This is a genomic window from Bacillus cereus, from assembly GCF_015071065.1.
Classification (GTDB): Bacteria; Bacillota; Bacilli; order Bacillales; family Bacillaceae_G; genus Bacillus_A; species Bacillus_A cereus_BA.
Genome location: NZ_VOVA01000003.1, coordinates 299239 through 319666, shown reverse-complemented (window position 1 = coordinate 319666; position 20428 = coordinate 299239). Strand labels below are relative to the sequence as shown.

The window sequence follows — 20428 nt, the reverse complement described above, 5'->3', positions numbered from 1 at the left end:
CCTACTCTCTATAAAAGTTCTACTCTACTATATTAGCAATTTTAGAGGGGGAAATGCAAAAAAAATTTTTTACAAGCGCAAAAAAGTTTGTTAGAAAATATGCAAGATTTCAGTTGTTTGCAGGTTTAATAAAATGAAACAAGAATTGAATAAATGGAACTGTATGTAAAATGGTTCATACATGTTTTTTTGTTTTAGAAAGGGAGGATAAGTATGAAAAAACTAGCTTGTTTACATGCTCATCATTCAAATATTGAATACATTGACCGAGCGTTGCAATCTTTTGGAATAGAAATAATCCATTTTGTAGATCCCATCTTATCACGCAGACTAAAAATAGAACGAGAATTTCAAAAAGAAAAAGCACGAAATAAATTAAAAGATATTATAAAGTATATAGCTGAAAGTGATGTAGATACACTTTTACTCACTTGTACAGATTATATTGCGCTATTAGATGAGAATTTCAAAATAGACATACCTATATTGAAAATTGATGAGCCATTCTTTGAAATGATTTGTCATGTTGAAGAGCCACAAACAATACTTTTTACAAATAACCGTACTGTTTCAGGAACGATGGAACGTTTAACACAATACGCTAAGCAGAATAATAAATCCATACATGTAAAAGTAGTAGTGATAGAAGGGATATTTGAGTTAATTATGCAAGGTCGTAAAGCAGAGCATGATGCTAAATTAGAAAAGTATTTATATGAAATTATGAAAGATAGAAACGAAATACTTTCAGTTGCGCAATTATCGATGGTAGACGCTGCTACAAGGGTAGAAAATATAATAGGAAGGAACATAATAAATCCGTTGAATGCGCTAGTGGAGTATTGTATAGAGAGTGTGAATGGACAACCGTGTGAAAAATAAGGAAGAGGATTTTTGTTGTTTTAAAATACATCAATAAAAATTTCACATACCGTATTTGAAAAATAAATATAGGAAAACCAAAAAGTAATGTAGAATATATCGTACATGCATATGTGAAGTCAACATAAAACATAAAAGAGGTGGGTATATGTTACTTGAAGAAGTAATGCAGCAACTAGAGGAATATGGAACAGAACAAAATCGTAAAACGTTTAAAAATCATGGGGCGAAAGAGCCGTTATTCGGAGTTAGTTTTGCGAATTTAAAATTGTTAAAAAAGAAGATAAAAAAGGATCATGATTTAGCAATTTCACTATGGGAAACGAAAAATATGGATGCAATGACTTTAGCAACGATGATTTTAGATCCAAAGAAACTAACTTCAGAACAGCTAAATAGATGGGTACAGGAAATTGATTATTATTGTTTAATGGACGTTCTTATGACGGCTATATGTACGTCACCAATCGCTATAGAAAGAATGGAAGAATGGACGAAATCTGACGATGAATGGACTGGAAGAGCAGGTTGGTCTTTATTAGCGAATATCGCTATGAAAAATAAAACATTAGATGATGAATACTTCTTACCTTATTTAGAAGAGATTAAAATTCATATACATAATGAGAAAAATCGAAAAAGAGAAGCAATGAATAGAACTTTAATTGCAATAGGGGTTCGGAATGAAAGTTTGGAACAAAAAGCAATTGAAATTGCACGTGAAATTGGAAAAGTAGAAGTTGATCACGGTGTAACGTCATGCAAAACACCAGATGCAGAAGCTTATATTAAAAAGACACGAGAAAGAACTGAAAAAAAGAAAGTAAAATAAGAGAAGGGGAAAGGCTATGGAACCAATTGAAGCGGCACGAAGCATAATTGCATCACAATTTCCGAATTGTGATGTTGCTTTACTAGGGGGAAGTGTTGCTAGAGGAGATGCTACGAAAACATCTGACCTTGATATTGTAATTTTCGACCAAAGTTTGTCATCTTGTTATAGAGAATCTTTCTATAGTAATGGGTGGCCTGTTGAAGTGTTTGTACATAATTTTGAAACGTATAAAACCTTTTTTAAAATGGATTGTGACCGCGGGAGACCTTCTTTACCACAATTAGTATTAGAAGGGTTTGTTTTAAAAGGGAAAGTTGAAATTGTTGAGCGGTTAAAAAGAGAAGCGAATGATTTACTAATGAAGGGACCAGACAAATGGACCGAAGAAAAGATGAAGCAGAAGCGCTATTTTATTACGGATGCTTTGGATGACTTTATTGGTGCAACAAAGAGAGAAGAAGAGTTGTTTATCGCAAACTTATTAGCTGATTTAGTACATGAATATGTTTTGAGGGTAAATGGACAATGGCTTGGAAATTCAAAATGGTTTATTAGAGTGTTGAAAAGGTATAACGAAGTATATGCAGAGAAATTTGTTATGGTTTTCGATCACTTTTATAAAACAGGTGAGAAAAAGGAATTAATCGCTTTTATAGAAAAAACGTTAGAAGAGTATGGGGGAAGAATGTTCGAAGGATTTTCTATAGGGAAATGAGAAGGGGTAGCAAAATGAATTTACCAATTGTCCAATTAAGAGAACTATCACTAGATGATGTAGAAGATCGGTACAGGTGGTCATTAGATACAGAAGTAACAAAGCACTTAGTTGTACCAGATCAATATCCACCGTTCACTCGTGAAGATACGAGAAGGTGGATTGAAACGTGTATAAGTCGAAAGAATGGATATGAACAACGGGCTATTCTAACTGATAAGGGTGTACACATTGGATGGGTAGATATTAAAAATTTCGATAAAACGAATAAAAATGCTGAACTAGGGATTGCCATTGGAAATAAAGAATATTGGGGTAAAGGATATGGAATAGCAGCTCTATACAGTATGTTACAAATTGGCTTTTCTGCATTCGAATTAGAAAAAATATGGCTACGAGTAGACGAAGATAATTTACCAGCTAGAAAGAGTTATGAAAAAGCAGGATTTGTTTGTGAAGGAATAATGAGAAATGATAGATTGCGTCATGGTAAATTCATTCACCGCTATCGTTATAGTATGTTAAAAGAAGAATATCAATCTTTATTTAATAGTCTATAAAAATATTATGTAAACTTAAGGGAGATAGGGAAAATGATTCGATTACTTACTAAAGAAGATGCGGAAAAATATTGGAACTTACGCTTACAAGCATTACGAGTAAATCCAGAGGCGTTTATAACAACTTATGAAGAGGCAATCCGCCAGGAAAATCCTCTTGACCGAGTTGCAAGTAATTTATCATCTAATACGAGCTGTACATTCGGTGCTTTTAATGAAGTAAATCATTTAGTTGGAGTTGTTACTTTATTAACGGAAGAGAAGCAAGCATATAAGCATAAAGGACATATTGTCGCGATGTATGTAGATGCACAAAATAGACGTAATGGACTGGCACGTGAGTTAATTGCAAATGCAATTCAAAGAGCGAGAGAAATAGAACTAGAGCAATTAACCTTAGGTGTTGTATCCACAAACGAACCAGCAAAAAAATTATACGGATCCATGGGCTTTAAAACGTATGGAATTGAAAAAAGAGCTATAAAGATGAATGGTGTGTATAGTGATGATGAAAATATGGTGTTGTTTCTTTAAAGACTACATCTATAATGAGATTTTTGAATATTAATTATATTCATTTTGTTATATAGTAAAAGGAGAAACTATATAAGGGGTTTTAAGATGAAAGCTATTGCGATTGGGATATTGGCATCGTTTTTCTTTGCCTTTACCTTTGTGTTAAACCGGTCGATGGACTTAGAAGGTGGAAGTTGGATTTGGAGTGCATCTTTACGGTATTACTTTATGGTTCCCATGCTATTACTAATTGTCATGTATAGAGGTAACTTAAAACAACTCTTTCAATATATGAAAAACAATCCGAAAGAGTGGTTGATATGGAGTATTGTAGGGTTTGGTCTTTTTTATGCACCACTTAGTTTCGCGGGTGCTTTTGGACCGGGGTGGCTTGTTGCTTCAACTTGGCAAATTACGATAGTCGCAGGGATTTTATTAACACCATTATTCGCTACAAACTCATTACATAAAAAACTTCCGATAAAGGAATTAGTAATGTCGGGCATTATTTTATTCGGTGTTGTTCTCATGCAAGTAGAACACGCTTCTTCTTTAGGAATTCGTGAAACGGTTTTATGTGTAGTTCCTGTACTCATTGCAGCCTTTGCATATCCACTTGGAAATAGAAAGATGATGCAAGTTTGTAAGGGCGAATTAGATGTCTTCCAACGTGTTCTCGGTATGACATTAGCCAGCTTACCATTTTGGTTTTTACTATCTGGTTATGAAGTTTCTACAAGTGGATTACCGTCAAGTAGCCAAGTTTTCCAATGTTTTATCGTAGCAATTAGTTCTGGATTAATTGCGACAGTATTATTCTTCTTTGCGACAGATCTTGTAAAAGATGATCCGCAAAAACTAGCAACAGTTGAAGCGACGCAGTCTGGTGAAGTTTTATTTGCATTAGTAGGAGAGCTCATCTGGCTATCTGCTCCAATTCCGTCTTCTTTATCTTGGATTGGAATGAGCCTCGTAATTGTCGGCATGATACTGCATAGTTATGTAGCTGTAGTTGTGAAAAAAGAAGAAAAAATAACCGCGTAAAAAGATTAGCTCTTTTTCAATAAAGAGCTAGTCTTTTTTTATGAGAAGGGATGGGAGTAAAATGCTACAACGTGTTGAGCATATAGAAATAGATCCAATTAAGGAAGTATTAAAGTATGCGATCGGTCCGAGTGAAATAAGCTTAAATAAAGCGGTGGCACTGTATGAAAATAATCATGCAGTACTATATAAATATGGGAATATGGGGTGCATAGGTATTGTATTAATTGATACAAATAGAGCGAGAATGTGTCACATAGCTGTTGATGAAATATATCGTCATCAAGGAATTGCACTTCAAATGATAAGAGAAATAATTAGGAAGTGTGAATTAACATATATAGAGGCAGAGACAGACGAAGAGGCAGTCGGATTTTATAAAAAGTGTAAGTTTAAGATTAAAAGTCTGGGAGAAAAACATCCAGGGGTGGAAAGATTTCATTGCCATTTTGAGAATGAACAGTTTAAAAGTATGTGAAATATGTAATTTTACATATTTAGTTTAGTTTGAAAAAAATGATATATACAGTATATAATAAAGACAATTGGAAAAATATAGATAAATAGAAATTAGGTGTATAACACATGAGAATGGATAAAAGCAAATTTGTGAAAATTGCAGCTTCAATAGGAGTGTCATCTTTTTTATTAACAGGATGTGCTGATAATGATGAAGAGAGTGCACAAAAAGAAAGTAGTGCGGTAAAAACAGATGGTACGAAGCAAGAAAGCGAGCGAGAAACATTAAATTGTGATGATAAAGCACCAACGACAGAAAATATAGAAAAAGAAGAATTATGTAGAGAGAATAATTCACCTGCTACATTTAATAATGGGAGTTCTCATCTGCCGATACTCCCGTTTGTTGCTGGATATTTATTAGCAAGTAAGACGTCGAATATGTATAGTACTGCGAAACCAAATCTTACAAAGAAACCATATGCAAATAACATTATTCCATACCGTGAAAAAGATGAGCGAAGAAGTGGTGGCAGCGGTGGTGGTGGGTATTACGGTGGCACTAGTAGCAATAACGATTCTTCAAAGAAAGTGGATTTGAATAAGCAACAGCCGAACAGTTCAACTAAAGTGACGCCAGATCCAAATACGTCAAAATCATCTACTACGCAAACGCCGAAAGTGAATTCTGGTTCAAATGGAATTGGAAACGCAAAAGCACCAGCTGGATCCTAATTTGAAAGGATAATGGAGAAATGTATACAGAAAAAGAACAGGAAGAGTATATGAAAATCTGGTTTTCTCTTGCAGAAGAGGCTGGTAGAAATGGATTTACATGGCCGAGTTTGTTAGAGAGTGAAGAATGGAATCAATATATGGCAACTAGTATGTATCGTATGCCAGTACGTACATATACTGCAATTTCTAAAGCGACAGAAGAAATTATGTATGTGTTATATAAAACATATCAATACATTACAAATACACCAGCACAATTTCAAAAACTTGGTTTTCCACCAGAGACGTGGGAAATTGCAAGAATGAAACATACTGGTTTATTTTCATATTTTACAAGGCTTGATTTCATCGTAAATCATGAGGATATTAAATTAATTGAAGTAAATTGCGATACTCCGACAGGCTATTTAGAACCATCCGTCGCTAATGAAGTATTGTGTCGATATCATGATGTGAATCATCCGAATCATATTGAAGAACACGTTGTTCAAGCTTGGGAACAAATTAAACATGATTACAAAATAAGTCCTGACGAAACAATTTATTTTACAAGCTACGATTGGCATGATGAAGACCATCAAACCGTTCAGTTTTTAAGAAGTTATTGCTTACAACAACAAACCGATTATGTAGGAATACAAGATATCGTTGTTGCAGATGATGGAATATACACTCCGGCAGGCGATAAAATTAAATACTTATATCGTTTATATCCAATTGAATATTTAGTTGCAGATACTGATAAAAATGGTAAAAGAATTGGTCTACAATTTTTAGATCATATCGCACAAGGAAGGGTGCAAATTATTAACCCACCGGCTGCCTTTGTTATGCAAAATAAAGGTATGCTCGCATTAATTTGGCAACTTTATGAAGATGAAGTTTTCTTTGACAAAGAAGAACGAGAGATCATTAAGAAATACTTCCTTCCAACGTATTTTACAAATAAACGATTTTTAGAAAGTAAAGAATCTTATGTTTCAAAACCGTTATTTGGCCGTGAAGGCGGCGGAGTGTCTATTTATGAAAATGATGAACTATTAGCTGAAGATCAAACGGAGTATTATTTTGAACAACGAAAAATATATCAGCAATATGTAGACATGCCTGACTATACAATTGATACGTGGGATGGACCGTATACTGGTAAATTACTTATCGGTTCTCATTGTATTAGCGGAAGAGCCGCTGGACTGTTTTTACGTGTGGGAGAAAAAATAACAGGGAATTTATCAATGTTTACTGGAGTTACGATTGAAGGGTAGCAACAGTTGAATTAAAAGGTAATTAACAAAGAGCGCATCATTTGTGATGGGCTCTTTCATATGAGTATAAAGCTTGAATTAAGAGTGCTAGAGTGCAATTTTTTCATTGCTTTGATGTAACGCTTTCATTTTGTTTCATTTCAAAAATTTTCATACCATCTTCATCTACAATTTTAATAGAATCTCTAAGTTTAGGCACACCGATATACATAACAGGGTTTTTATCTGGTCCTTTGTTTTTTTCAATACGTAAGACGATAACTGATGTATCTTTTTCGTCTTTAACTTCTTTTACTGTAATTTTATCGTTTTTATACTTTTCTCCAAATGCTAAATATACCATTCTCTTTCCTTCACTAATGCTATCATTTGAGTAATGAAGCATAGTTGGATCTTCTTGTGCTTTTTCGTATAAGTTTGAAGGGCCATATCCACCTTCGTTATATCTAGATTTTTCTAACACCCAAAAATCTTCATATTCATTATTAGAAAAAGTACAACCACTTAAGCTAATCATTCCTAATATGAAAAGGGATAATATCATTTTTTTCATCGTGTTCACCTTTCTATAATTTATTTCAAATTAATATACCATAATTTAACTGTTTTCGATATGATAAAAATGACAGACGTATAGTAATCGGAATGATTAAGTTAAAAATTAAGAAAAATATGATAATATATGTATGTATTAGTTTAAAGAAAAATGGGGGAACAATCGTGAAAATGAATGACATAGTGGCGAATACACAATTTCCAAATACAATCGAAACAATGACAAATGATTTAAAAGCATTAGGGATAGAAAAGGGAATGACAGTTATTGTACATTCTTCATTAAGTTCGATCGGTTGGATATCTGGTGGGGCAGTTGCCATAGTAGAAGCGTTAATGAAAGTTGTTACAGAAGAAGGAACGATAATTATGCCAACCCAATCTTCAGATTTATCCGATCCAAAACATTGGTCAAGACCACCTGTACCAGAAGACTGGTGGCAAATTATCCGGGATAACGTCCCAGCATTTGACCCACGTATAACACCAACAAGGGCAATGGGAAAAGTAGTTGAATGTTTTCGTACATATCCGAATGTATTGCGCAGTAATCATCCGCTTAGTAGTTTTGCAGCATGGGGGAAACACGCAGAAGAAATTACAGCGAATCATTCACTTTCCATAAGTTTTGGTGAAGAATCGCCATTAAGAAAAATATACGATTTAGATGGATACATATTATTACTTGGTGTCGGTTATGACTCCAATACGTCCATACATTTATCTGAGGTACGTACAGGTGCACGCGAGTTACTAAAGGTAGGAGCGCCTATTATAGAAGAAGGTGTAAGAGTATGGAAAGAATTCGTTGAAATGGATTACGATTCTGACACGTTTGTAGAAATCGGAGTTGAATATGAGCGTAAAGGAACAGTTACGCGCGGGAAGATAGGGAATGCGACGTGCCGTTTTATGAGGCAACGTGATGCAGTTGACTTTGGAACAGAGTGGTTTCGTGCGAAAAATCAGTAAGGGATGGTTATGATGAAGGGGAAAAAAGTATTAATTACGAGCGGCGGTTGCCTAGAAAAGTGGGATCAAGTACGCGGACATACAAATTTAGCAAAAGGTACGATTGGAAGAATTATTGCAGAAGAGTTAATGACAAAAGGAGCAAATGTTATATATTTGCATGGCTATTTTGCTGAGAAGCCAATGGATGTAAATAACCAATTAGAATTGCACCCATTTGAGGGGATTATTGATTTACAAGATAAGATGAAAAGTATTATTACACATGAAAAAGTTGATGCGGTTATTATGGCTGCTGCTGGCTCAGATTGGATTGTCGAAAAGATTTGTGATCAAGATGGAAATGTTCTTAATATGAACGGAAAGATTTCAAGTGATATCGCACCAATTATTCATTTTCAAAAAGCGCCAAAAGTATTAAAACAAATAAAGAGTTGGGATCCAGAAACGATACTCGTTGGCTTTAAACTGGAAAGTGACGTAAATGAAGCAGAACTTATTGAAAGAGCAAGCAAAAGGATGGAAGATGCAAAAGCGAGTGTAATGGTAGCGAACTCACCGCATTCTTTATATTCTCGCGGCGCTGTGCATCACGTCATTGGACGAGATGGTAAGGTGAAGTTATGTAATGGGAAAGATGAAACAGCAAAAGAAATTGTCAATATGTTAGAGCATTTATGCAATCGTATTACTGCTATGGAAATTTAAGCTTTTAGAAAGAGATGCAGTCGCATAGTATATAATGGAGTTAATAGTAAATTAGTGGGGGAACGTATCCCTCACTAATTATTAAATTGAATCAAATCAATGGAATAGATCAGTAGCTGCTCGTAAATGTGTAATACATGATATATGCATAATGAACATTTTGTGAGGAGTGGATTGCATGGAACATTTATTAAAGCAAGCTATTAAACTTAGAAATGAAAAAAAATATGCGCAGTCTAGAGAGATACTTATAGGATTAACAAACTTTACGAGGGATGCAGAAGTGCTATATCAATGCGCTTGGATACATGATGTAATGGGGCTTGAAACGGAGGCGGTGCCGTATTATGAACAGGCGATTGCGAACGGGCTTGATGGTGAATCCCTTCGCGGTGCGTATATCGGTCTTGGCAGTACGTATCGTTGTATAGGGGAGTACGATAAAGCGATTATTGTATTAGAAGCAGGGATAAAGAAGTTCCCGGAAAATGACGTGATGAAAGTGTTTTTATCACTAGCAAAATATAACGTAAACGATCATGAAGAAGCGATGAAATTACTGCTTGAAACGGTCGTTAAAGTAGAGGAAGTAAAAGAATTTGAACGTGCCATTTCATTTTATAAAGACCATCTAAATGAGATTTTTAAATAAAGGAGTTAACGTATGAATTTATCCATATCACGAAGGAGAAAAGGTATTTGGATTGGGCTCGTATCTTTAATTATGTTATCAAACTATTTATTGTATGCCCTTCCAATAGTGCCAGCTGCCCCGAAAGAAGTAGTCCTCGGTTCATTATTAGATTTTATGTTTGTAATTCCAGTCATCACATATTTATTTATTATACGGAAAAGATATTCGTTAACGTATATGTTCCCTGTAGTTATAGCTGGATACGTATTCGCAAGATTTATAATTCCTAGTGATTATTTACAAGCTTTTTCATTTGTTTCGTATGTAATAGTTGCTGGAGAAATTGTGTTCGTATGTTTTGAACTGTTTCTTATATATAAAATGATAAGAGTACTTCCTAAAATAATAAAACGATATAAAGAATATAGAAGTGAGTATTCTTCATTTTCTTATGCGATTGATGCAGCGTTTGATGCTAATATGAAGAGAAGTAAGGCAGTAAATATCATTCTAACAGAGTGTAAATTACTCTATTATGCTTCTTTATCGTGGCGTGTAAAAGCATTAGAAAGTGAATTCACATACTCATATCATAAAAAGACCGGTGCAATAGGTGTTTATATCATGATTATTCATGCAACATTAATTGAAAGTATCGGTTTTCATTATTTACTTCATCAATGGAATCCAGTAATAGCTTGGATTTTACTCATCTTAAACATATATGCGATGTTTTATTTTTTAGCTGAAATACAAGCGATGCGTAAAAATCCAATTATCATTGCGGAAGAAAAAGTGATCATTCAAATTGGATTAGGAAAGAAAATCGTTATACCATTTACACAAATTGATAACATTGCGTTTTATAAAGGCGAACCTTTAACGAAAGAAGAAAAGAAAGAGGTTCTTGACGCAACTGTTATGGAATTTATAAAAGAACCTGCAACTTTTGAAATAACGTTAAAAGAGCCAATTAAAGCGCAGTTGTTATATGGATTTTCTAAAACAGTAAGTCGTGTTCACTTAAATGTAGATGATGAACGGAAATTTTATGATGCGGTTATGGAGAAGTTGAAATAGGAGTGGAAATAGTGAAAAATAAAAAAACTCGCAGCCTAATAGCTTGCGGGTTTTCGTCGTAAACAATTAAAAAATATGATAAAATTAAGAGGTAACTTATGGTACGGTTGGTTGTTCAATTATCACTTCTCCGAGTAGGAGGGGGGTGATAATACGTGAGTGAAATTACGTTGTTACTGCAAGGTGGACTGTTTCTCATTGCATTGTTAACGTTTATTGTCGTCTTAATTGACAAGCTCAAAAAATAACAACCCACCTATGCCTATAGAATGTGGGTTGTTGTGTTTGTACGAAACAAATAGGATAAATGAACAATCCAATCTGCTAAGTTACGTGGACTAGTGTGTAGCCGCACACTAGTCTTTTTTATTTATATACAGTTTTTAATTGTTTTATGTGATTGTATTGTTCTTTTCATACTCATTATAACACAGTGTCTTTTCATGAAGAAAGGAGACCGTATGTTCTTATATGGATTAAATAGAACGTGTAGTTTCTTTAAATAGCCCATCCATATACTGTTTTAAACTTTCCACAAAAAATCCTTTTTTGTCTACATTATTTACACCGACAATTGGTGATGGAAGATTGTATCTCTTTTCTGATAAATGAACAACAACATCAAAAATATCAAATAGGCGAATGAAGCAGAACAGACCGTCTTTATCACTAAGTAAAATAAAGTAATGGTTTTCGCTCGTTGTATTTAATGTATTCCATAAAGAGCTTTTGCTTAAGTCACGAACGATACTCTTTTCCTTTAATTCCATGAAATCGGCATTTAATAGAATAGTAGAAATATCAATCGCATCTGGATCGTCAAAGTAACCATCAATTGTTTGTACAGCAAAAGTATAAGCCATTTTTAATACACTCATCTTATATTTACGGTTATCTAAAAGCAATTCACGTTGAATAGAACTAGCTACTTTTGTTACACTCTCTTCTTTCCAAATTTCATTATGTAATGAAATATCGTGCTTTTTACATAGTTTCATAATTAATGCATTGGAATAAAGCATCTCATCACTTACTTCGACTACATCTGTCTCAGCGGCTGCTAGCTCCTCACCATGTTCATTCGTATAGAGAGGGGAGTCGATTTGTTTTTTCATTTGCTCAATCTTATATTGACTTAGTTTATGCCTAATTAAAGGACGGTCAACATTTGTTGTCAAATGTTCATGACAGGAATCACAAATTGAGTTTGTGAAATAATATCCACATAATATCTCTGGAATGACATATTGTTCACTAAGTTCTTTCGTATCTTTTCTGCAAATGATGCATTGTGTCATATTTATCACCTTTACCTGCGAATTTGTCTGTAATCTCATTGTAGTGTATTTAATAGGATTTTGGAACATTGTAAAGGAAAATATTATGTGAAATCTAAGTTTAATTTGGTACAATGAAGAGAAGTGCTAGTTTAAAGGAGGACGTTTTTTTGAAATCGAAAGTGCACTTTTGGACATTAGAAGTGCTGATGGTTGTAGGAATCATATTTATTTGCACAAAAATATCGTTTCTATTTCAACCGATTGGTATCTTCATATCAACATTATTTTTCCCAATTTTAATCGCGCTATTTTTATACTTCATATTTAACCCTGTGTTAGTCTTTTTGGAGAATAAAAAAGTACCTAGAGGTTTAGCGATTTTACTACTGTATCTTTTTATCATCACATTAACTGGAGTTGCTATTGGAGTAGTTGTTCCAACCATCTCACAACAGCTAATGGATCTAGTGAAAAACATGCCGACTTATATAAAAGAGGGGAAAGTATACATACAAGATCTATCCCATCATAGGTTATTTGAATGGTTATCTACACAAAACTATGTTTCCATTGAAGCAATTGAAAAAAATGCGATTGAATACTTAAAGGAAATACCAAACACAATTACGTCGAGTGCAACGGCTTTATTTGGTATTATCACGAATGTGGCGTTAGTTATCTTTACAGTACCGTTCATTTTATTTTATATGTTTAAAGATGGACATGCATTTCCAGGAAAAGCTGTTAGTGTATTACCAGAGTCTTACCGTGAAGAAGGACTTCGTATCATAAAGGAAACGAACGAAACATTATCTGCATATATTCAAGGGCAAGCGCTCGTTTGTTTATTTATAGGTGCTTTTACATTTACTGGTTATTTAATTATCGGTTTACCGTATGCTTTCGTTTTAGGAATTATCGCAGCATTTACAAATATAATTCCGAACTTAGGTCCATTTATCGGAGCAGCACCAGCTGTCATTGTAGGGCTGTTCGTATCTCCGATGCAAGCTCTGTACGTAATTATTATAGTAACAATTGTACAGCAGTTTGAAAGTAACATCATATCTCCACGTATTATGAGTTCAAAATTAAATATCCATCCGTTAACAATTATCATCCTTATTTTAGGGGTAGGTAATTTCGCGGGAATTATCGGAATGATTTTAGCAGTACCAGCTTATGCGGTAACAAAAACAGTTGTTTCGAACTTAGTGAGATTGTTTAAGACGAAACGAAGTAAACGGAAATAGAATATGTTGAGAAAGATACACCGCTTAATAAAAAAGAGGTGTATCTTTTATTTTTTTAGAGTGTATGAAATACGTATTATTATATATTTTTGACACATCAAATCAGCGGTGAATTTTTGTTAAATAAACTATGTGGAATCCCTCTGAACTATCCAAATCATTTCTTTACACCGCGTTATTAACATCATAATCGACTCCTTTCATTTCTAATATAAGTTCAAACAATTATAGGTGAGTGTAGTACTTGCTTCTACGATCACGAATTTCATCTATAATCTTTTTATACTGTTTCTCTTGTTGTACTTCATTTGCAGATATAGTTTCTTTTTGAATCGTAATGGTTAAAAAGAAAAGGTGAAACTTCATACATGAATTCCTCCTTTCGAATAGGAATTACAGGTGACTACAATAATGACTTTGTCGTTCTTTTACGTTGTCCATAGCCTGTTCAATTTGTCGGTCATGAAGCATATCAGAATCAGACAGTTTATTTTTTTGAATGGTAATAGTTAAAAATAATACTCTGAATTTCATTGGATTTTTACCCCTTTATAATTTATTTAGTAAAGACGATTGTAATAAGAGGACTGGCGCTCTTTCACATCATCCATAATATTTTTAATTTGTTGTTCGCGAGAAATTTCATCTCTTGAAAGTTTACGTTTTTGAATGGTAATCGTTAAAAAGAAAGCCTTAAATTTCATTAGGATATTGCCCCTTTATAATTTATTTAGTAAAGACGATTGTAATAAGAGGACTGGCGCTCTTTTACTCCGTCCATAATATTTTTAATTTGGTGTTCACGTGAAATTTCATCTCTTGAAAGTTTACGTTTTTGAATGGTAATCGTTAAAAAGAAAGCCTTAAATTTCATTAGGATATTGCCCCTTTATAATTTATTTAGTAAAGACGATTGTAATAAGAGGACTGACGCTCTTTTACTCCGTCCATAATATTTTTAATTTGTTGTTCACGTAAGATTTCAGCTTTTGAAGATTTACGTTTTTGAATGGTGATAGTTAAAAAGAAAGCTTTAAATTTCATTAGGATATTGCCCCTTTAAAAAATATTTTTAATACATTTGTGTATAATACGAACTTTTAATGTCCGTTATTTTATCCATAGTTTGTTTTAATTGTTGTTTACGAAAGATTTCAGCTTCAGATAACGTTTTTTTCTGAAGTGCTGTCGTAAAAAAGAAAATATGAAAAGTCATAGACGAATTCCTCCTTTCGAAAAGGAATTACAGGTGATCACAATAAAGCATTTGGCGCTCCTTAATATCGTTCATAGCTTTTTCAATTTGCTCATTATGAAAAATTTCAGCTTTGGAAATTGTATTTCTTTGAATCGTAATACTTAAAAACAATACGCTAATAGTCATCGAATGTTGCTCCTTTCTTTTAAAAATAATGTAAGAGACTAAAAAATCGCACAAAAAAGCCACAGGAAGATATCGTTCTCCTATGGCCGGCGTGAAAAAGCCACAGGAAAGTATACGACCTCCTGTGGCGAATTTATGAATTAAAAGAAATAAAGTACGATTTTCAATTCTCCATTATGGTGGTCGAACTTATATTTAATTGTCCGAAAAACAAAGGTGCAGCTAACGCTAAAGTTAATGCATGTAATTGTAATTTCATCATTTCATTCGACCTCCTTTTAGAATATTTTTCTTACGTTAGTAATTATATACAATTAATGGATAATTGTAAACACGAAAAGTGAAAATTTTTAATTTTGATTAAAATGCGTATATTTTGAAGGGTTTTTAATGGATATATTGTATTACTCGAATTATATATAGAAAATGGGGGTGTCTAATGAACTATATGAATAAAATAGCGAGTGTTATGCTAACAATTTTTTTATTTGTTACTGCTTGTTCTAACGGAGGGAGAATAAAAGAAATATCTGATATAGAACCAGTGGATTTTAAGAAATATACGTGGAGCTACGTTGGAAATAATTCCGATGTGTCTGCGATTGTTAAAAACTTACCTGGTGGTGAAACAGTTCAAAGTTTAAGTTTGAAAGATGAGAAGATCACAGTGAAATACGGTGAGAAAAAGAACGATAATTTAACAGAAGATATGATTGAGACGTATTGGTTTGACGGAAAGGATACGATGAAGAAGAATTTTCTCTTTAACGCTATTTATCTTGCAATTTTAGTACCAAATGCGAAAGGATATGAGTTTCAGTTGGGAACTAAGGATTTTACACTGAAAAGAGAAGAAATCTTACCCATACTGTATAAAGAATTTAATGATTTTCCGAAAGGTGATCAAATATGGAATAAGGGAATCATAATGAACTTCTTTTACGGTAATCTAGAAAAAATAGTAGCGCTTGTTAATAATAAAGCTTTCCGGAAACAATTTTTTGATGAGCATCCTGTGCGGGAATCTAAATGATATAGGGGAGGAAGATGGAGTTATTTCACGATTGAAAATGCGAAGGTTTTTGAAGGGGAGTCATTCAATATAGAATGACTCTCTTTTTTTAGAAATTAATGGAAAAACATTCATTGGTGTGATATGGTTACTTACATAAGTAATGAACCTATGAACCTAAGGTGGTGAAATTGTGAAACCTACTCTGGAGCAAAATAAGTTAATATACATACAAATTGCAGAAACCATTGAATCTGATATTTTAAAAGACATATTGCTTGAAGAAGAACAAGTCCCATCGACAAATCAATTTGCGAAGATGTTACAAATTAATCCGGCTACAGCTGCAAAAGGAGTAAATCTACTAGTGGATGAGGGGATTTTATATAAAAAGAGAGGGATCGGGATGTTTGTTGCAAAGGGAGCAAAAGAAGTCGTACTAAAAAAAAGACAGCATGTTTTTATGAATGAATATTTACCTAAAGTGTGGGAAGAAGCAAAAGTACTAGAAATATCAAAAGACGAATTGATGGACATGATACAAAAAATTACGAAGGAGTGGAAAGAGAGATGATTGCAATTGAAACGAAAAACTTGTCTAAAAAATATAAAAAGAAAGTAGCTGTTAACGAAGTAACTATTTCATTGGAAGAGCATAAAATATATGGTTTGCTTGGAAGGAACGGAGCAGGGAAAACGACATTATTAAACATACTTGCTGGTCAAATTATTTCAAGTGGTGGCAGTGTATCTGTATTTGGTGAAAATGTTTTTGAAAATAGTAATGCGATGCAAAATATTTGTTTCGTAAAGGTGAAAGAAAACATTAATTTAAGTAGTAAGGTAAAAGATGTTTTTTATTTGTGTAACATGTTTTATGAAAATTGGGATCAAGAATATGCTGAGGAACTTATTAAAAAATTTCAATTGAATGCAAAAGAAAAATATTATGATTTATCCCATGGTATGCAAACAATTGTTGGTATTATTAAAGGTTTAGCTAGTAGAGCACCAATTACTATTTTTGATGAGCCGACTACCGGTTTAGATGCAGCACATCGAGAGTTGTTTTACGAATTACTATTGGAAGATTATAGTGAATATCCACGAACAATCATCTTATCAACACATTTAGTTGAGGAAGTGTCCCATGTTATAGAAAATGTAATCATATTAAAAGAAGGATCATTAGCTGTTCAATCCTCTGTGGAAGATTTTTTAGAAAAAGGACACATAATATTAGGACATAAAGATAAAGTGACAAATTTTTTAATGGGGAAAAATGTTGTAAAACAAGAGTTGTATGGGAATAAAGAGATTTCTGCGATATGGGAAGATCTTTCTGCTAGAGATTATGAGCTGATAGAAACTGAAGGCTTAGAAATAGACAGAGTAACACTGCAAAAACTATTTATTTATCTAACAGATAATGAGGTGAAATGAAAATGCTTTTAAAACAATTAAAGTTACATATGAAATTTCATTATAAGGCTGTTCTTATCTTTTGGTGTGTGGCATTACTTATAAAATGGACAACAACTGCAACTGATATAAAGGGACTAAAGGTAGCATTTTTACATGGTATCTTCAATAATTCATCTATCGCAATTGCAATATTTATTGTGGCAAGTGTTTTTCTTGTTCAAGATGACATATTTCGTACAGTTGTCTCATTTGGCGTTACTAGATTACAATTCTTTATTGGTTCAGTATGTTTTATCATATTACAATCAGTAATTTTTTCATTTCTTCAAGTTTTGCTTTTACAAGGTACATTTTATGAAACGAAACATATAAATTTAGGAGCACATACAATCGAACAATTCTTTGCACAGTTCGTGTTCTATCTTTTATTAGCTAGCTTATTTCAATTAACAACTATTTTTCAGAAAAGATTTAATTGGATAGGCTTTGCTTTTAGTGTGATTTTTTTCTTGGGGTTGACGAGTACAATTTATGGTAAGCAAGGTTTGAAAGAATTGGTATTTATTGATAGTAAATCGTTAATTGATATACCTAATTTTATATCAATTTCGATAGTGCTTATTTTAATATACTTTATAATTAGCGCTCTATTTATTCGTAAAGTTTCTTTTGAGGATACGATTTAAGCACAATTACTTTAAGAGAGAAGGAAGACTGTATGGGAGATACTTCTTCACTAATAACCGTCTTTTTATGCGTAGCACTGCTGATTTTTTGGCGACGATATCGTTCTATGTATAAGCCGATAAAGGGAAAGGGAAAACGTATTTTGTGGCCATTACTATTTTTAACACCAGGTATTTTATTGTTTTTTGGTCCAGTACACCCAGCTATATTACAAGTGACTATAGCAGTATTCATTGGAGTTCTTTTCGCTGTGCCACTTATAGTTCTAACAAATTATGAGCGAAGAGATGATGGGAATATTTATACGAAAAAAAGTGCAGCCTTTTTAATTACCTTTATTGGAATTGTTATTTTAAGATATGGTTCAAGACAATATATTGTTGACTTAGATCAGCAAACAATAGGTTTATTATTTTACGTAGTTGCAGTATCGTATATTATTCCGTGGAGAATTGCTTGTTATATAAAATTTAGTAAAGTTTGGCGGAAAAATAATAACCATGCTATATGAAAACTTCTCATTTGAGAAGTTTTTTGTTTTTATATGCAAGCAAAATAATTTGTTGAAGTTCACGCTACCATACAATATGATAAATATAAAAAAATTGAGAGGGAGTAGGGGATATAAAAGTGCGTACAATTCTACTGTTTTTACAAAACATGCTCATTGATGAAATAGAGAGTATGAGAGAAAATCATGATCCTTTATTTGGATTAATCCCTCCTCATATAACAATTGTATTCCCGTTTGAAAGTTCCATTTCGAATGATGAGCTGGAATTATATATTTTGAATGTGGCGAAAGGGGTTCGTCCGATTGAAATTGAGTTTGCTAGCCGGATAAGCAACGAGGGAGAGTATTTATTTTTGGAAGTGGAAAGAGGGAAAGAAAAAATAGAAGAATTGCACGATAGATTGTATACAGGTCCTTTACTACAATTTTTGAGAACGGATATCCCATACATACCACATGTAACGGTTGGGAGAAAAGGTAGCGCGGAATTAGCAACTGAAATAGCGAAGGAGATTCCTAGTTTTCATGAGAAGTTGAACTGTGTAATTAATAGAATTAGTGTGGAACGTATTGAGGAGAACGGAGAATCAATTATTGAATTTGAAGTATCGCTTTAAAAAAAGCTGACAAAAGTCAGCTTTTTTATTTCGTAGCATGAAGCAAAGCACCAATTGCACCACTATACCCATCATCTTGTATAAAGACTGGTATTTTATTTTGATATTCTGTATAGCTACTTATAATGTTTTGAAGGTGTACGTTATTACTTAGGGTAGAACCAATGTAAACGATATGGTCAATGCTTTTCGCTTCGGCGAATTGAAGGCTTAATGCTGTGACGACTTCACCGACAAGTCCTTGAACGGTAGCTAGTATATCTGAACTACTGAAATTCGAGTCTGTAATGGCTGCTTTCCCAAAGTTGCTAGCTGTTAAGCTATTATCGATAGGAGAGAGAATACCACCATAAATATCTCCAACTGTAATATCTAGCCCTTTTCTTGAGCCTGTTTTCGTAAGAGGAATTACGTCTTCAAAATGATCTATATTTGTTAATAGTTTTGAAAGACCCATAATTGTACCTCCGCCAACTCCAGTTCCACCGGCGCGGACATATTGTTTGTCATGAACGTAATGTATGGAAGTACCTGTACCGATATTTGTTAATACAAAGTTGTTTATAGCACGTTTTTCTTCTTTTAGTATGTATCGTACTCCTGCTAAAGTAGCTTCAAACTCGTTTAACGCTACTATTTTATATGAACCTGAAAGTAGTTGTTCTAACTGTTTAGCTTTACCACCTGTAATGCATAATTGTGTAATTGAATTATTATTATGAAGCCATTCTTTAATTCTTTCTTGTTCATATGAATAAAATTTTTCGAAAACTAATTTGTTCATTTCGTTAAAGTAAGCAATTTTTGTTAATGTTCCCCCAGCATCAATACCAACAACATTCCGCATTTTCCTACTCCTTACTATGTAATCTGTTTAATCAGCTTGATATATTAATAGCTTTTCAATGGTAGCGATTGATTGACCGTTTACAGAGGCAATTCCTTTCCCAAGAATAAAACCTCGTCTGTTACGTGTTAATTCATAATGTAAGTCAAGTTTATCACCTGGATACGCATTTTCATGAAATTCCACCCCATCTAAAGAGGAGAGGAAACCAAGTCCTTCAGATTCACCTGTACTTACAAAAGCACTAAGTTGAGCCAGTGCTTCTACAATTAACATATGAGGCATATAGTTTTGATTGTTATTAATAAACCACTCATTATTTGTGATTAGTTTGTATCCTGTAGCTGATTGAGATTCTTTAACGTTTGTAATTTTATCAATCATTAAAAAGGGATAGCGATGGGGAAGAGTATCTTTAATATTCATATCGTACCTCCAGGAATAAT

General features: G+C 33.3%; 32 protein-coding genes. 21 read left to right on the top strand and 11 right to left on the bottom strand.

The features are described 5' to 3' along the window. Positions 1-213 precede the first annotated feature (213 nt). The 9 genes from FT637_RS12375 (at position 214) to FT637_RS12335 (ending at position 7014) form a co-directional block, all read left to right on the top strand. Complete coding sequence (locus FT637_RS12375) at positions 214-882, top strand: hypothetical protein (RefSeq protein ID WP_193646548.1); 669 nt, start codon at positions 214-216, stop codon at positions 880-882. A 148-nt stretch (positions 883-1030) separates the two neighbouring features. Further along, positions 1031-1714, top strand: coding sequence for a DNA alkylation repair protein (locus FT637_RS12370; RefSeq protein ID WP_193646547.1), 684 nt, complete (start codon positions 1031-1033; stop codon positions 1712-1714). A gap of 16 nt (positions 1715-1730) precedes the next feature. Next, positions 1731-2432, top strand: a complete 702-nt coding sequence (locus FT637_RS12365; protein WP_193646546.1) for a nucleotidyltransferase domain-containing protein — start codon at positions 1731-1733, stop codon at positions 2430-2432. 14 nt (positions 2433-2446) lie between these two features. Further along, positions 2447-2992, top strand: a complete 546-nt coding sequence (locus tag FT637_RS12360) for a GNAT family N-acetyltransferase (RefSeq protein WP_193646545.1) — start codon at positions 2447-2449, stop codon at positions 2990-2992. A gap of 33 nt (positions 2993-3025) precedes the next feature. Continuing rightward, a complete protein-coding gene (locus FT637_RS12355; protein WP_193646544.1) occupies positions 3026-3526 on the top strand; it encodes a GNAT family N-acetyltransferase in 501 nt (166 codons plus the stop codon). Between the two features lie 87 nt (positions 3527-3613). Continuing rightward, positions 3614-4552 (top strand): multidrug resistance efflux transporter family protein, encoded by a 939-nt coding sequence (locus FT637_RS12350; RefSeq protein WP_193646543.1) that lies wholly within the window; start codon positions 3614-3616, stop codon positions 4550-4552. Between the two features lie 61 nt (positions 4553-4613). Further along, a complete protein-coding gene (locus FT637_RS12345) occupies positions 4614-5030 on the top strand; it encodes a GNAT family N-acetyltransferase (RefSeq protein WP_193646542.1) in 417 nt (138 codons plus the stop codon). A gap of 107 nt (positions 5031-5137) precedes the next feature. After that, complete coding sequence (locus tag FT637_RS12340) at positions 5138-5746, top strand: hypothetical protein (RefSeq protein WP_193646541.1); 609 nt, start codon at positions 5138-5140, stop codon at positions 5744-5746. Positions 5747-5766: 20 nt separating this feature from the next. Next, positions 5767-7014: a glutathionylspermidine synthase family protein gene (locus FT637_RS12335; protein WP_193646540.1), complete on the top strand. Its 1248-nt coding sequence runs from the start codon at positions 5767-5769 to the stop codon at positions 7012-7014. A 103-nt stretch (positions 7015-7117) separates the two neighbouring features. On the opposite strand, the gene FT637_RS12330 is transcribed toward FT637_RS12335, so the two are convergent. Next, positions 7118-7558: a hypothetical protein gene (locus FT637_RS12330; RefSeq protein WP_413773230.1), complete on the bottom strand. Its 441-nt coding sequence runs from the start codon at positions 7556-7558 to the stop codon at positions 7118-7120. 182 nt (positions 7559-7740) lie between these two features. On the opposite strand from FT637_RS12330, the gene FT637_RS12325 reads away from it, so the two are divergent. The 5 genes from FT637_RS12325 (at position 7741) to FT637_RS29880 (ending at position 11211) form a co-directional block, all read left to right on the top strand. Then, positions 7741-8541 carry an aminoglycoside N(3)-acetyltransferase gene (locus tag FT637_RS12325; protein WP_193646713.1) on the top strand — a complete coding sequence of 267 codons (801 nt, stop codon included), beginning with the start codon at positions 7741-7743 and terminating at the stop codon, positions 8539-8541. A 12-nt stretch (positions 8542-8553) separates the two neighbouring features. Continuing rightward, positions 8554-9249 carry a phosphopantothenoylcysteine decarboxylase gene (locus FT637_RS12320; protein WP_193646538.1) on the top strand — a complete coding sequence of 232 codons (696 nt, stop codon included), beginning with the start codon at positions 8554-8556 and terminating at the stop codon, positions 9247-9249. A 178-nt stretch (positions 9250-9427) separates the two neighbouring features. Continuing rightward, complete coding sequence (locus FT637_RS12315) at positions 9428-9901, top strand: tetratricopeptide repeat protein (protein ID WP_193646537.1); 474 nt, start codon at positions 9428-9430, stop codon at positions 9899-9901. Between the two features lie 12 nt (positions 9902-9913). Then, positions 9914-10963: a hypothetical protein gene (locus FT637_RS12310; RefSeq protein WP_193646536.1), complete on the top strand. Its 1050-nt coding sequence runs from the start codon at positions 9914-9916 to the stop codon at positions 10961-10963. A gap of 155 nt (positions 10964-11118) precedes the next feature. After that, positions 11119-11211 (top strand): putative holin-like toxin, encoded by a 93-nt coding sequence (locus FT637_RS29880; RefSeq protein ID WP_087945754.1) that lies wholly within the window; start codon positions 11119-11121, stop codon positions 11209-11211. Between the two features lie 228 nt (positions 11212-11439). Here the strand turns inward: FT637_RS29880 and FT637_RS12305 are convergent, their stop codons facing one another. Further along, a complete protein-coding gene (locus FT637_RS12305; protein WP_193646535.1) occupies positions 11440-12261 on the bottom strand; it encodes an HNH endonuclease in 822 nt (273 codons plus the stop codon). A gap of 149 nt (positions 12262-12410) precedes the next feature. On the opposite strand from FT637_RS12305, the gene FT637_RS12300 reads away from it, so the two are divergent. Further along, positions 12411-13496, top strand: coding sequence for an AI-2E family transporter (locus FT637_RS12300; protein ID WP_193646534.1), 1086 nt, complete (start codon positions 12411-12413; stop codon positions 13494-13496). Positions 13497-13721: 225 nt separating this feature from the next. On the opposite strand, the gene FT637_RS12295 is transcribed toward FT637_RS12300, so the two are convergent. The 7 genes from FT637_RS12295 to FT637_RS12265 are packed head-to-tail and all read right to left on the bottom strand — an operon-like array spanning position 13722 to position 14880. Beyond that, on the bottom strand, positions 13722-13862 hold the full coding sequence (locus tag FT637_RS12295) for a YrzI family small protein (RefSeq protein ID WP_193646533.1): 141 nt from the start codon (positions 13860-13862) through the stop codon (positions 13722-13724). Between the two features lie 27 nt (positions 13863-13889). After that, entirely contained in the window at positions 13890-14030 is a 141-nt protein-coding gene (locus FT637_RS12290) for a YrzI family small protein (RefSeq protein WP_193646532.1), read from the bottom strand. A 26-nt stretch (positions 14031-14056) separates the two neighbouring features. Then, positions 14057-14200, bottom strand: coding sequence for a YrzI family small protein (locus FT637_RS12285; RefSeq protein WP_002120145.1), 144 nt, complete (start codon positions 14198-14200; stop codon positions 14057-14059). Between the two features lie 26 nt (positions 14201-14226). Continuing rightward, positions 14227-14370, bottom strand: a complete 144-nt coding sequence (locus FT637_RS12280; RefSeq protein WP_193646531.1) for a YrzI family small protein — start codon at positions 14368-14370, stop codon at positions 14227-14229. Between the two features lie 26 nt (positions 14371-14396). Then, the gene (locus tag FT637_RS12275; RefSeq protein WP_002142196.1) at positions 14397-14540 is read right to left on the bottom strand and encodes a YrzI family small protein; all 144 of its coding nucleotides are present in this window, start codon (positions 14538-14540) and stop codon (positions 14397-14399) included. Between the two features lie 28 nt (positions 14541-14568). Then, complete coding sequence (locus FT637_RS12270) at positions 14569-14712, bottom strand: YrzI family small protein (protein WP_000142704.1); 144 nt, start codon at positions 14710-14712, stop codon at positions 14569-14571. A 27-nt stretch (positions 14713-14739) separates the two neighbouring features. Beyond that, the gene (locus FT637_RS12265) at positions 14740-14880 is read right to left on the bottom strand and encodes a YrzI family small protein (protein ID WP_193646530.1); all 141 of its coding nucleotides are present in this window, start codon (positions 14878-14880) and stop codon (positions 14740-14742) included. A 439-nt stretch (positions 14881-15319) separates the two neighbouring features. Here FT637_RS12265 and FT637_RS12260 point away from each other — a divergent pair, with 439 nt between their 5' ends. The 6 genes from FT637_RS12260 (at position 15320) to FT637_RS12235 (ending at position 19135) form a co-directional block, all read left to right on the top strand. Further along, positions 15320-15913 carry a DUF4825 domain-containing protein gene (locus tag FT637_RS12260; protein WP_193646529.1) on the top strand — a complete coding sequence of 198 codons (594 nt, stop codon included), beginning with the start codon at positions 15320-15322 and terminating at the stop codon, positions 15911-15913. Between the two features lie 172 nt (positions 15914-16085). Further along, positions 16086-16466: a GntR family transcriptional regulator gene (locus FT637_RS12255; RefSeq protein ID WP_193646528.1), complete on the top strand. Its 381-nt coding sequence runs from the start codon at positions 16086-16088 to the stop codon at positions 16464-16466. Then, a complete protein-coding gene (locus FT637_RS12250; protein ID WP_193646712.1) occupies positions 16463-17335 on the top strand; it encodes an ATP-binding cassette domain-containing protein in 873 nt (290 codons plus the stop codon). Before FT637_RS12255 ends, FT637_RS12250 begins: the two co-directional genes overlap by 4 nt. Next, a complete protein-coding gene (locus FT637_RS12245) occupies positions 17332-18003 on the top strand; it encodes a DUF4052 family protein (protein ID WP_193646527.1) in 672 nt (223 codons plus the stop codon). Before FT637_RS12250 ends, FT637_RS12245 begins: the two co-directional genes overlap by 4 nt. A gap of 32 nt (positions 18004-18035) precedes the next feature. Further along, on the top strand, positions 18036-18515 hold the full coding sequence (locus tag FT637_RS12240; RefSeq protein ID WP_193646526.1) for a CcdC family protein: 480 nt from the start codon (positions 18036-18038) through the stop codon (positions 18513-18515). Between the two features lie 119 nt (positions 18516-18634). Beyond that, positions 18635-19135, top strand: a complete 501-nt coding sequence (locus FT637_RS12235) for a 2'-5' RNA ligase family protein (protein ID WP_193646525.1) — start codon at positions 18635-18637, stop codon at positions 19133-19135. A gap of 25 nt (positions 19136-19160) precedes the next feature. Here the strand turns inward: FT637_RS12235 and coaW are convergent, their stop codons facing one another. Then, a complete protein-coding gene (gene coaW, locus FT637_RS12230) occupies positions 19161-19982 on the bottom strand; it encodes a type II pantothenate kinase (protein ID WP_193646524.1) in 822 nt (273 codons plus the stop codon). Positions 19983-20009: 27 nt separating this feature from the next. Continuing rightward, positions 20010-20408, bottom strand: coding sequence for a 3-hydroxyacyl-ACP dehydratase FabZ family protein (locus FT637_RS12225; protein ID WP_193646523.1), 399 nt, complete (start codon positions 20406-20408; stop codon positions 20010-20012). Positions 20409-20428: the final 20 nt, after the last annotated feature.